At 59.7% G+C, this 12,807-nt stretch carries 10 protein-coding genes; all 10 read left to right on the top strand.

Features of this window, described 5'->3' with window-relative positions; genetic code table 11:
* Positions 1-115 precede the first annotated feature (115 nt).
* The 10 genes from ribH (at position 116) to recJ (ending at position 12,615) form a co-directional block, all read left to right on the top strand.
* Positions 116-592, top strand: a complete 477-nt coding sequence (gene ribH, locus EI291_RS12865; RefSeq protein WP_125420511.1) for a 6,7-dimethyl-8-ribityllumazine synthase — start codon at positions 116-118, stop codon at positions 590-592.
* 282 nt (positions 593-874) lie between these two features.
* Positions 875-1,258 (top strand): TraR/DksA family transcriptional regulator, encoded by a 384-nt coding sequence (locus tag EI291_RS12860; RefSeq protein WP_125420509.1) that lies wholly within the window; start codon positions 875-877, stop codon positions 1,256-1,258.
* Positions 1,259-1,426: 168 nt separating this feature from the next.
* Positions 1,427-3,223, top strand: coding sequence for a pseudouridine synthase (locus EI291_RS12855; RefSeq protein WP_125420507.1), 1,797 nt, complete (start codon positions 1,427-1,429; stop codon positions 3,221-3,223).
* A gap of 194 nt (positions 3,224-3,417) precedes the next feature.
* A complete protein-coding gene (locus EI291_RS12850; protein WP_125420505.1) occupies positions 3,418-4,161 on the top strand; it encodes a type III pantothenate kinase in 744 nt (247 codons plus the stop codon).
* A complete protein-coding gene (locus EI291_RS12845) occupies positions 4,148-5,500 on the top strand; it encodes a porin family protein (protein WP_125420503.1) in 1,353 nt (450 codons plus the stop codon). Before EI291_RS12850 ends, EI291_RS12845 begins: the two co-directional genes overlap by 14 nt.
* Positions 5,501-5,510: 10 nt before the next feature.
* Positions 5,511-6,104: an LPS export ABC transporter periplasmic protein LptC gene (gene lptC, locus EI291_RS12840; protein ID WP_125420501.1), complete on the top strand. Its 594-nt coding sequence runs from the start codon at positions 5,511-5,513 to the stop codon at positions 6,102-6,104.
* Positions 6,105-6,110: 6 nt separating this feature from the next.
* Positions 6,111-6,374: a hypothetical protein gene (locus EI291_RS12835; protein ID WP_125420499.1), complete on the top strand. Its 264-nt coding sequence runs from the start codon at positions 6,111-6,113 to the stop codon at positions 6,372-6,374.
* A 259-nt stretch (positions 6,375-6,633) separates the two neighbouring features.
* A complete protein-coding gene (locus EI291_RS12830; RefSeq protein WP_125420497.1) occupies positions 6,634-8,763 on the top strand; it encodes a peptidylprolyl isomerase in 2,130 nt (709 codons plus the stop codon).
* Positions 8,764-8,857: 94 nt separating this feature from the next.
* Complete coding sequence (locus EI291_RS12825; RefSeq protein WP_240635538.1) at positions 8,858-10,690, top strand: tetratricopeptide repeat protein; 1,833 nt, start codon at positions 8,858-8,860, stop codon at positions 10,688-10,690.
* A 203-nt stretch (positions 10,691-10,893) separates the two neighbouring features.
* Entirely contained in the window at positions 10,894-12,615 is a 1,722-nt protein-coding gene (gene recJ, locus EI291_RS12820) for a single-stranded-DNA-specific exonuclease RecJ (RefSeq protein ID WP_125420495.1), read from the top strand.
* Positions 12,616-12,807: the final 192 nt, after the last annotated feature.

Below are 12,807 nucleotides of genomic sequence, written 5' to 3'. Positions count from 1 at the left end.
GAGGCGGCCCGCGGGTCGCCTCTTTTGGTATGGCGCGGGCTGCAAGCGTTGGTGTTCTATCTTTGCCGGGCGGCATGATGCCGGCATTTCTTCACGCGCATAACTTCTGCGGTTCATGGCAACTTCTCTCAAAAACCTGAGCGACTATACTTCTGACCACTTTATTGATATCAGCGACAAGCGCTTTGGCTTGGTGGTGGCTGAGTGGAACCGTGAGATTACCGATACGCTGGCGCAGGGTGCCTACGACACACTGCTGAAACATGGTGCCAAGCCGGAGAACATCTTCCGCAACACGGTGCCCGGTAGCTTCGAGCTGACGCTGGGAGCTCAACTGCTGGCCCAGCATGAGGAAATAGACGCGGTAATCTGCCTGGGAGTAGTTATCAAAGGAGAAACCAAGCACGATGACTACATCTGCCACGCGGTGGCTAGTGGCATCACCAACGTAGGACTCAAGTTCAACAAGCCCGTCATCTTCGGGCTCGTAACCACCAATACGCTGGAGCAGGCCTGGGATCGGGCGGGCGGCAAGCACGGCAACAAAGGGGTAGAAGGAGCCATGGCAGCCATACACATGCTGGGCTTCTAAGCAATCCACCACAGCTGAGGTGCGGTAGAAACAAATTTGCGGCAACTGGCTAAGGTGAGGTATCGTGCTGATTAGCGGACAAAACCGTAGCTTTGCGGCCGGAAAACGTCTGGCTGACGAATGCCTTTGCTAAAGCCGGGTACTCCCACTACTAGGGCCGGGTGCAAAAGGTAAACTTATTAGCACGGGCTTCTGTTGGGCGTAACTACCGGCGTTAGCGTGGTAACCGCTGCAGACCGTCTAGGCAGTAATCATTTTTACACAACATCTTCCTGCAACGACATGAGTGAAGCACCCTTACGCTATTCCAGGGAAGAACTGGCCGAGTTTGAGCAAATTATTCAGGAGAAGCTCACGGCCGCCCGCAAGGAAGTAGCGTTCATCAAAGAGACGCTGAGCCGTAAAAACGACTCGGGTACCGATAACACGGCTTCTTCGTCGAAGGTGCTGGAAGATGGTGCCGACACGGCCGAGAAGGAAAGCCTGAACCAGCTGGCCTCCCGCCAGATGAAGTTTATCCAGCAGCTCGAGAATGCCCTTATCCGTATCAAAAATGGTACGTACGGGGTGTGCATCGGCACGGGTAAGCTGATTCCGAAAGAACGCTTGCGTGCAGTACCCCACACGCAGCATTCCATCGAAGCCAAAATGGCCCGCCGCGACTAATAGTCGTCGGCTTAATGTACTGCCCGGACTTGCTGCCTGCTTTCGTAGATAATACGAGACCGGGCGGCAAGTCCGGGCACTGTTTTCGGAGACCCGGCGTTAGCCGGTTTCCACTTTTTCTGATTATCCACATTCCCGTAGCGATACGGTACTTACGCTTCTACCACCATGGGTAAGAAACATTTTTCCGGCGATGCGCCCGGCCGCAAGGGCCGCTCCACTGGTTCCGGTCGGCCTTCCGGCAACACCGATGGATTCCGCAAATTCATTCAGCCGGGCCAGGAGCGTACTGAACGCTCTTCGGGTGATGCGCCTCGCTTTGGGCAGCGCTCCGACCGGGACAATACCCGCGGCGGCGGCAACGACCGTTCGTCGTTCGGGCGCTCGGGTGGCGGCAGCTTCGGCGGCCCCAAGAAATTTGGCAACAGCGGCAGCTTCGGCGGCTCCCGGAAGTTTGGTGCGCCCACTGGCGGTGGCAACCGTGACAGTCGCTCGTACCGTGGTGGCGATGATTCGCGCCGCTCAACCGAAGGCAGCCGCGAGGAGCGTCCGATTCGCAGCTTTGAACCCCGCCAGACCTGGCAGGGCCAGCCATACCGCCAGGAGGGCAAGCCCGCCGTGCCCCGTGGCCTGCCCGGGGAGCGGAACCGGAAATTCGTAAAACAAAATCCAACCCCCGAGGAGCAGGCCGCCCGTCCGGAAGCATTCCGCCCGCGGGATACGGAGGAACGTCCTACACGTAGTTCCTTTACAGGTGACCGGGAAGTACGCCCGGCCCGCCCATTCGATTTCCGGGGTCGGCCAACTGATCTGGAGAATGAGCGTCCGGCCCGTTTTGAAGGGGAGGACCGCCGGGAGCGGCCAGCCAGCCGCGAGGACGGCTTCGGTTCAGAGCGCCGGGACTTCGGCAACCGCAAGCCACAGGGATTTGGTGGCGGCGCATCTGGCGAGAAACGGACCAGCCGGCCCGGCTCGTTCGGGGACAAGCGCGAAGGCCGCTCCTTCGAGAAAGACCGGCGCTTTGAGAGCCCACGGGGCACTGAGCGCCGCGACACCCGCTCGTTTGAAGAGCGGCCCAAACGTGCCCACGACGAATATGTAGGTCGGGGCCCGCAGACGCCGAATGCCAACCAGGCCGGTAAGCGCAAGTACGGAGAAGTGGCTGGGGAAGCTCCCGAGTACAAAAACCTCAAGCACTACGAGGAAGACAAAAACCGGGGCAACAAGCGTCGTCGTGAAGAGGACGATGTGAATACCGGTGAGGTGCGCCTGAACCGCTACATTGCCAACGCGGGCATCTGTTCACGTCGGGAAGCCGATTCGCTGATTGCGGCCGGGGAAATTAAGGTGAACGGGCAAGTGGTGACGGAAATGGGCTACAAAGTGCAGCCCTCGGATACCGTGCAGTACGGCAAAACCAACCTCAACCGCGAGAAGCAGGTGTACGTGCTGCTGAACAAACCCAAGGACTACCTCACCACCACCGAGGATCCCGAAGGCCGCCGTACGGTAATGGAGCTGATTAAGGGAGCTTCGAAAGAGCGGGTATTCCCCGTAGGCCGCCTGGACCGCAACACGACCGGGCTGCTGCTCTTCACCAACGACGGGGAAGTGGCGCAAAAACTCTCGCACCCGTCGCACCGCAACAAGAAAATCTACCAGGTAGAGCTGGATAAGCCGCTGACGCCTGAGCACCTAGCCCAGATTGCGGATGGTCTGACGCTGGAAGACGGCAAAGCGGAGGTAGATGACGTAGCCGTGGTAGCTGGCAACCCGCACTTTGTGGGCGTGGAAATCCACATTGGTCGAAACCGCATCGTGCGTCGCATCTTTGAGCACCTGGGCTATGATGTAGTGACTCTGGACCGGGTGCAGTACGCAGGCCTGACCAAAAAAGACCTGCCCCGTGGCAAGTGGCGCTTCCTGACAGAAAAAGAAGTTATCCGTCTGAAGTATTTCATGTAAGCACGCAACCGCCCGTTGCGTAGCCGACTCTTGATGGTGAAGTTGTGCAAGGGCGAAGCTGGGCCGGAAGTGATAAAACCTTCCAGCCAGTAGCTTCGCATTACACAGCTTCACCATTTTTGTGCCCACTGCCAGCGGCCCGAAAGGCTACCGGCAGCCCTACTCAATATCTTCCCCTTACCGCGTTTCACTGCTTGCGTACTCTGGCTCTCGATATTGGCAACACGGCCGTGAAATACGGCTGTTTCGAGGCGAATGCGCTGGTGGAATCGGCTACCGGCCAAACGGCCGCGCAAGTGCGGGCAGCGGTGCAGCGGCTGCAGCCCGAACACGTGATACTGGCTTCCGTGGCAGAGCCCACTACCACCTGGGCGGAGGAGCTACGGCGGGTAATACCCGGTACGGTGCTGGAATTTGCGCCGGCGACTACCGTACTGCCTATCCGCAATGCCTACGCCACCCCGCACACGCTGGGTGCCGACCGGCTGGCGGCGGCAGTGGGAGCGGCCTGGCTGTTGCCAGGACGGCCGGTGGTAATTGTGGATGCGGGTACGGCCATCAAGTGCGACTTCGTATCGGCGGCGGGGGAGTTCCGGGGAGGCAGTATTGCGCCGGGCCTGGCCATGCGATTTAAGGCCCTGCACACGTTTACTGGTCGGCTGCCTCTCATCGACCAACCCGCCGATGTAGCCGCGCCGGTGCCGCTGACCGGTGACGATACCCAGGCGGCCATCCGGAGCGGAGTGCTGAACGGGGCCGCTGCGGAAGTCAGCGGAATGCTGGCTGAGTACGAGGCCCGATTTCCGCAGCTGGCCGTAGTGCTGGCCGGCGGCGACGCGCCATTTTTCCGCACCCGGCTGAAACGGCCTATCTTTGTTGTTCCGGAGCTCGTGCTATTTGGGCTCCACCGAATTTTAGTACACCATGTCTCAACCTAACTTCGCCGGCCTCGCCGGTGGTCTTTCGCTGCTGGGGCTGCTGGCAGCCGCACCGGCTGTACTGGGCCAGGGCCTCGGCAACTCGCCTTATTCCCGCCTGGGCCTGGGCGACGCCAGTCTGAACGCGGGCGGCGTCCGGCAGATGGGCATGGGAGGTATCGGGGTAGCAGCGCCCAACAGCGTGAACGTGAATGAGCTGAACCCCGCTCTGGTGTACTATACCAACCGCACTACGTTTGAGGCGGGGTTTACCGGCCAGTTCAAAACCCTGCGCAATACGGTAAGCAGCCAGCGTACCGGCTCGGCTACCCTGGGGTACCTGGCTTTGGCGGTGCCCATTAACCGCCGTTGGGCCAGTGCCATTGGTTTGAAGCCTTACAGCACGGTGGACTATGAATCCAAGACGCTGGACAATACCATTCAGGGCGACCCGACTTCGCAGGTAGAAAAACGCTATACTGGTTCCGGGGGCCTGGCCGAAGCCTACATGAGCCACGCGGTACGCGTAGCCAAAGGCCTGACGGCTGGGGTTTCGGCGGGCTACGTGTTCGGCAGCATCGACCAAGAGGCCAGTACGCGCATCAGTACCCCCACGCTGGCACTGGACCTGTCGAACCGGGATATTTACCAGCAGCACGTCCGCTATTCAGATTTTGCGTTCCGCACGGGGCTGCACTACCGGGGCCAGATTAAAGAGAAACTGAGCTATAACATCGGGGGGACGTACAGCTTCCGCTCCAACCTGAACGGCACACGCAGCATCAGCCTGCTGCGTGAGGACTATAACAGCATCCGCATTGGCTCAACGGCCGTGGAAACCGATACCAAAGGCAAGGCCCGCGTACCGGCACTTACGCAGATTGGCATCAGCCTCGATAATAACCGCAGCTGGAGCCTGAGTGCAGAAGGCGCCCGCCAGGAATGGTCCCAGTTCCGGGCATTCGGGGAGCAAGGTGGCTCATCGGGCATTGCGCTCAGCGACACCTACCGCTTCGGCGTTGGCGGTGAGCTGACGCCCGACGCCACATCGGTAGAGAATTACTTCAAACGGGTAACCTACCGGGCTGGCATTAACGTAACGCAACTGCCCTACCGCCCCGGCGGCAATACCCTCTACGACCGGTCGGTGAGCTGGGGCTTCGCCCTGCCGCTGCCCACCGCCACTCCGCTCGATGCTACCGTGGTCAGCCTGGGCTTCACCTATGGACAGCGCGGCAACACCGACGTACTGCGGAATTCCGATGGTACCACAGAGCGCAACGTGAAGGAAGACTACATCCGGATGCAACTGGGCGTGACCCTGAACAACCGGTGGTTTATCAAGCGCCGCATTGAATAGAGCCGTGGCCATGCTACCTGCTTTTCTGAAACCTGCGCCCGTGTTGCTGTCGGCAGTACTGCTGTTGGCCGTGGGCTGCCGCGAGAAAAGCGATGAGGCCCCGGTGAAGCAGGTAGACTACAAAGGCCCCATCATCGAAACGGAAAATGTGCTGATGCTGGTCAGCGACTCGGCCAAGCTCCGCATCCGGCTGTCGGCACCGCTGGAGCAGGATTTCGAGAATGGAGACCAGATTTTTCCAAAAGGGGTGAAGCTCACTTTTCTGGATGAAAAGGGGGAAGAGGTAGTCAACACCATTGACGGGCACTACGGTAAGTTCGAGAAAGCCAAAAACCTCTATACCATGCGCGGTGACGTGCGCGTCGCCAACGTGCCCAAGCAGCAGCGTATGAACACCGAGGAAGCTTTCTATGACAAGATGAAGGCCATCATCTACACCCAGGAGCAAACTGAAATCCGGGTGACTACTCCCACGGAGGTGCTTACGGGCCGGGGCCTTACGGCCAACCAGGATTTCTCGCGCTACCGCATCCTCACACCCACCGGCATTTTCACCCTGCAGAATGCGCCTACGGCGGCGCCCACCGCCTCTACTCGGAAATAACTGTTTATGAAGCGTTTTTGGGACCCAGGCATTAGCCGCACCATCCTGTTTGTACTGAGCGTTTTCACGTTTGTGGTGGCCACGTACCGCACCCTGGCCATTGGCAAGATGGAAGGCCTGTACGCCAACTACTGGCTGTACATGCTGTCGTTCGGCCTGGTAATCGGGCTGCGCTACCTGCGCCAGCGCGACAAAGTTGCGGCCGCCGAGGCGGAAGCCGCTCGCAAGGCAGCACTTGGCACGGCAAAAAAGCCGAAAAAGAAGAAATAAGCTGTGGAAGTTGGCAAGGCGGCGTCGGTGCTGGCTCCTTCTTGAAACTGCTGGTACAGAGCCCTTACTGCGAATGGATGCAGTAGGGGCTCTGAGCTTTTAGAAGGCAGAAGGATGGAAACAGCGCGCTTGCCTTACCAGCCTGGCCCAGTCCGGTGCCCGATTCCTCAGTCAGTCAGTTCTATATTACCTAATGACCATCTTTTTTGGTTATTTTGCGCCTCATTCACCTTTTCTTACTGCGCTTTTTTTCAAGTAAATGGCATTAATCAACACGATTCGAGAAAAATCGGGCTGGGCAGTCGGGGCCATCATCATCGGCCTGCTGCTCTTCATGCTGGGAGGTGACTTCCTGTATGGCCGGAATAGCTTCTTCAGCAAGAACGATACGTCGGTAGGCGAAGTAGCCGGCGAAAAGGTGGAGTACGCAGATTTTGAGAACACCCTGGAGCAGGCCAAGCAGGCCTTCATTCAGCAGCAGCAGCGCCAGCCCGATGATCAGGCCCTGGGCTACCTGCGCGACCAGGCCTGGAACCAGACGCTCTACCGCATTGCCTTTCAGAAGGAATTCGATAAGCTGGGTCTGAAGGTTTCGGACGAAGAGCTGACTGATATGGTGCAGGGCGTGAACATTCACCCCAGCATCCGGCAGGCCTTTACTGATCCGAAAACCGGCCAGTTCGATGTGCTGAAGGTGAAAGAATACCTGCGCAACCTCGATAAGCAGGATCCGCAGGCCCAGCTGGCCTTTGCCAACTTCGAAGCCAACCTGCGCCCCGAGCGCCTGGGTATCAAGTATAACAACCTGCTGAAGCTGAGCACCTACGTAACCTCGGCCGAAGCCAAGCGCTACGCTGAAAGCCAGTCGGCTCAGGTAAACCTGCGCTACCTGTTTGTGCCCTATTTCACGTTGTCCGACTCAAGCGTGAAGGTGACCAACGACCAGCTGCAGGCCTATATTGACAAGAACAAAGGCCGCTACAAAGTGGAAGATGGCCGCAGCATCGAGTACGTGAGCATTCCGGTGACGGCCTCCGTCGACGACAGCACGGCCATTCGCAAAACTGTGGATGAACTGGCTACCCAGTTTGCCACAGCCCCCGTTGATTCGGCTTTCGTGAAGCTGAACTCCGACAACCCCACCCGCCCCGCTTACCTCTCGCCGGCCGATATGCCCGAGAAGCTGCGCGCCCAGCTGCCCCTGCAGGTAGGCAAAGTGTACGGCCCCTACGCCGAAAACGGCACTTACTCGCTCTACAAGGTAACCGCCGAAAAAGCGGGTGCTCAGGCTGCCGCCCGCGCCAGCCACATCCTCATCAAAGCCGATGGCACTACGCCGGAAGCCGATGCCGCGGCCAAAGCCAAGGCTACCGAGGTGCTGAACAAGATCAAGGCCGGTGCCAACTTTGCTGATATGGCCCGCCAGTACGGTACCGACGGTACCACCGCCACCGGCGGCGACCTGGGCTGGTTCCAGCAGGGCCGTATGGTACCCGAGTTCGAAAAGGCCGTATTCGGTGCTACCTCGGCGGGTCTGCTGCCCAACCTGGTGAAGACTTCGTTCGGCTACCACATCGTGAAGATTACGGCCCCCAAAACGGCGCAGACCTATCAGGTGGCTACCGTGCAGAAAAGCATCCAGCCGACCGACGTGACGCGTGACGCCGCCTACAACAAAGCCCAGCAGCTGAAAGGCGAAGCCACCGATCTGGCCTCGTTCCGGGCCGCTGTAGCCAAGGATAAGAGCCTGCAGAAAGCCGAAGCTAAAGGCCTCGGCCGCGGCGACCAGGCCGTGAACAGCCTGCAGGGTGCCCGCCAGCTGGTGCGCTGGGCCTACGGCGTAAACCCCGAGGGCGGATCCACTACGAAAGTGGGTGATGTGTCGCCGGTATTTGAGATTGGTGACCAGTATGTAATTGCCGTACTGACCGGCGAGCGGGCCAAAGGCACCGCCGACGTGGCCAGCGTGAAGCCTGAAGTAACTGCCCTGGTACGCAACGAGCAGAAAGCCGAGCAGATCATCAGCAAGCTGAATGCTGCCAAAGGCACTACGCTGGAGCAGATTGCCCAGGCATACGGCAACGGCGCCCAAGTGAAAACGGCCGACAACGTAGTGTTGGGTCAGGGCATGATTCCGGGTCTGGGCTCGGAGCCGGTGGCTGTGGGTAAAGCATTCGGCCTGAAGCCCGGTCAGAAGTCCAAAGCCTTTGCCGGTGAGCAGGGTGTCCTGATTGTGGAGCCCGTAACCGCTACGCCCGCTCCGGCTGCCGATGCCAAAGCCGCCAAGCTGCAGCTCACCGGTCAGCGTACGGCCCGCGCCGATGGCCTCATTTACGAAGCCATCAAGCAGCACGCCAACGTGAAGGACAACCGCACGAAGTTCTTCTAAGCGGCAACAAGCGCAGAACCAGTAAAAGGGCCGTACCTTAGGGTGCGGCCCTTTTTGTTTGGCACTTCGGGTCGGGTCTTTTCGTTATGCGGTCATGAAAAAGTCGTTGCGTTCAATGTGGCTGGTGGGCAGCCTGCTGGGAAGCGTGCTGGTTGCAGAGCCGGCTGTGGCCCAGGTAAGCGAGGATAGCCAGGTGCAGTTGGCCCGGGAGTATGAGCGCAAAGGCGAGCATGAAAAGGCGGCATTCCTGTTCGGGCGTCTGCGCAACGACGAGCAGACGGCCCCCAACATCCTGCCCGACTATCTGGCTGCGCTGCAGGGCCTGAAGCAGTACAAAGAGGCGGAGAAGCTGGTAAAACGAGCCATCAGGCAACGCCCGCGCGAAGCGGCGCTGCCGGTTACACTCGGTCAGCTATACGCCCAGGCCGGCGACCAGCCGGCGGCCCAGAAGCAGTGGGAGCGGGTGCTCGGTCAGCTAACCGCGGAGCAGGTAGCCCCCGTGGCTCTGGAGTTTCAGCGGCTGGGTCTGCCGGACTGGGCTGTGCGTACGTACCTGCGTGGCCGGGAGCTGGCGCACTCCGAAACCGAATTCGGCCCGCAGCTCATCCAGCTCTACACCCGGCAGGGCCAGACTGATAAGCTGATGGCCGAAACCCTGCGCCTGGTGCAGACGGACGAGCAGCAGCTGCCCTTCGTGCGCAATATGCTTCAGAACAGCCTGCAGGAGGATAAGGACTTCGCCGCGCTGGAAAAGGAGCTGCTGAGCCTGGTGCAGAAGAACCCCGAGCGGCCGGTGTACAGTGAGCTGCTGCTGTGGCTGCAGGTGCAGCGCCGCGACTTTACCGGCGCGCTGGTGCAGGCCAAAGCCCTGGACCGCCGCGCCCGCACCGATGGGCAGCGGGTGCTGGAAGTAGCCGAAATAGCCCGCCGCAACCAGGATTACGAAAGTGCCATTGCCGGCTACGAGTACCTGGCGCGTGAATACCGGAGCAGCCCGTATTACGCCTTAGTGCGGCAGCGGCTGGTACAAACCCGCGAGGACCAGGTGCGCACTACCTATCCGGTTAACACCGCTCAGCTGCGCGGCCTGCTGCAGGAGTACGAGCAAGTGCTGAAAGACCTGGGCCGCACACCCGAAACGGCTCCGGTATTGCGCAGCATGGCGGCCCTGCTGGCGTTTCAGCTGGATGAGAAGGAGCCGGCCATCAAGCTGCTGAACGAGGTAATTACCATGCCCCGTGCCAGCCTCGATGTGGTGGATCAGGCCAAGATTGACTTGGCCGACATCTACCTGCTGCGGGCCGAGCCCTGGGAAGCCACGCTGCTGTACTCGCAGGTGGAGAAGTCGCACAAGGATACTCCGCTGGGCTACGACGCCAAGCTGCGCAACGCCCGCCTGAGCTACTTCGCCGGTGACTTCAAGCTGGCCCAGTCGCACCTGGATATTCTGAAGCAGGCCACCAGCCGCGAAATTGCCAACGACGCCATGCAGCTCAGCCTGCTCATCACCGATAACACAGCCATGGACACGGCCGGCGTAGCCCTGCGCGACTATGCCGCCGTGGAGCAGCAGGTATTCCAGAACAAGATTCCGGAGGCTATGCGCGGGCTGGATGCGCTGCTGGCCAAATACCCCGGTCATGCCCTGCAGGACGAGGCCTGGTATCTGAAGGCCCAGCTCCAGCGCCGCACCGGCGACTATGCCGCGGCCCTCGGTACGCTGGAGCGCATCACGGCCAACCCTAAGTATGATGTGCTAAGTGATGATGCTCTGTTTCTGGCGGCCAGTATTCTGGAGGAAAACCTGCAGGACCGGGAGAAAGCCCAACAGCTGTACAACCAGGTTATTACCAAATACCCCGGCAGCATTTACGTGGTAGAAGCCCGCAAGCGGTTCCGCAAGCTGCGCGGCGACGCGGTAAACTAACCGGTGGCTGCGGTTGGCTTTTTCAGGAAGAAAATGAAGCGGCGAAGGAGTAACCAGTCGGAACGTAAGATGCCCGGTAGAGGCTCCCAGACGTAATGTTGGCCATTAGGGACAGGCCGCTTTAACTCCGTGCAACCCGCGTAATCCGTGCGTTTCTTTTTGTACTTTTGAAGATACTGCCGCTGTTAGGCTCCTCTGTACTCATGGAAAAACGATGGATTCGCAAGCCCGCGCCCGAGGCTGAAAAAGTCCGGCATCTGGCTGACGCGCTGCGCGTCAATGAGGCCATTGTAAGTCTGCTTTGCCAGCGCAACGTGTGTACGTTTGAGGAGGCCCGCGCCTATTTCCGCCCCGACCTGAGCCTGCTGCCCGACCCGCTGCTGATGCGCGACATGGACCGGGCCGTAGACCGCCTGCTGAAAGCCCTGCATCTGGGTGAGCGGGTGCTGGTATTCGGCGACTATGATGTGGATGGTACTACCTCCGTGGCGCTGGTGTTCAGCTACCTGCGGCAGTTTTTCGGCCCGGAGCGCATCGACTACTACATTCCGGACCGCTACAAGGAAGGGTACGGCATTTCCGAAGCCGGCATCGACCACGCCCACGACTTCGGCTACCAGCTCATCATTGCCCTCGACTGCGGCGTAAAAGCCGTGGACAAAATAGCCTACGCCAATGAGCGGGGCGTTGATTTCATCATTTGTGACCACCACTTGCCGGGCACTGAACTGCCGGCCGCCGTGGCGGTACTGGACCCCAAGCGCCAGGATTGCCCGTATCCGTTCAAGGAGCTGTCGGGGTGCGGGGTTGGCTTCAAGCTGATGCAGGCATTTACCCAGCAGCAGGGCCTACCCGAGCAGGAGCTGTACGAGCTGCTGGACCTGGTGGCCGTGAGTATTGCCGCTGACATCGTGCCCATTTACGGCGAGAACCGCACGCTGGCCTACCACGGTCTGCGCCTCATCAACGACCGGACCCGGCCGCAGCGCCCCGGCCTCGATGCCCTGCGTGAATTGGCCGGCCTGCAAACCGCCGAGCTGAACATCAGTAGCCTGGTCTTCGGGTTTGCGCCGCGCATTAACGCCGCCGGCCGTATGGGCGACGCCAAACGCTCGGTAGCCATGCTGCTGGCCGATACCACCGCCGAAGCCGTAGCCACGGCCGGGGTAGTAGACAAAACCAACCAGGAACGCCGCGGCTTCGATACCAGCATCACCAAGGAAGCCCTGGAGATGATTGAGCAGGATGACCTGCTTCGCTCGGCCCGCACCACTGTGCTGTTTAAACAGGACTGGCACAAGGGCGTAGTGGGAATTGTGGCCTCGCGCTGCCTCGATAAGTATTACCGTCCCACCATCATCCTCACCGAAAGCAACGGCAAGGCTACCGGCTCTGCCCGCTCGGTGGTGGGGTTTGATGTACACCAGGCCATTGAGGACTGCGCCGAGCTGCTGGACCAGTATGGCGGCCACATGTACGCCGCCGGCCTCACGCTGCCCGTGGAGAATGTACCCGCGTTCCGCGAGAAGTTTGAGCGTATTGTGGCGGGCCGCATCCTGCCGGAACAGCTCATTCCACCCGTGGAAATAGACTGCACTATTCAGCTCAGCGACATAACACCTTCCTTCTATCGGCTACTGAGCCAGATGGAGCCCTTCGGCCCCGGTAACCCCAACCCGGTATTCGCCTCCGAGCGGGTGTACGCCGCCCCCGATTCGGCCCGGATTGTGGGCAACTCCCACCTCAAAATTGCCCTCACTCAGGATGGCCACCACACCGTGGATGCCATTGGCTTCGGGTTAGGCGAATACTATGAGCAAATCCGCCAGGGCCAGCCGTTCAGCGTGTGCTACACGGTGGAAATCAACGAGTACCGCGGTGTAAAGAACCTGCAGCTCCGCATTAAGGATATCCGCTGGGAATAACTGCTCCGGGTATCCACCAGCCAAACGGCCGTGTTGCATCGCGTAACACGGCCGTTTGGCTGATATAGTATTCTGGATGTCAGTTTATAAGCAGTTGTTGAAAGAGCAAACTACGATCAGCTTTACGGGAGGTAGCTGTCATTCAGAAGTAAATAGGGAAGGCTGAAATATCGGTTTTCAAAGGAGTTGCTC

Origin of the sequence: Hymenobacter rigui (assembly GCF_003944715.1) — a bacterium.
In the GTDB taxonomy this organism is placed as follows: domain Bacteria; phylum Bacteroidota; class Bacteroidia; order Cytophagales; family Hymenobacteraceae; genus Hymenobacter; species Hymenobacter rigui.
The sequence above is the reverse complement of the archived record's forward strand: the minus strand, read 5'-3'. Positions and strand labels throughout refer to the sequence as shown.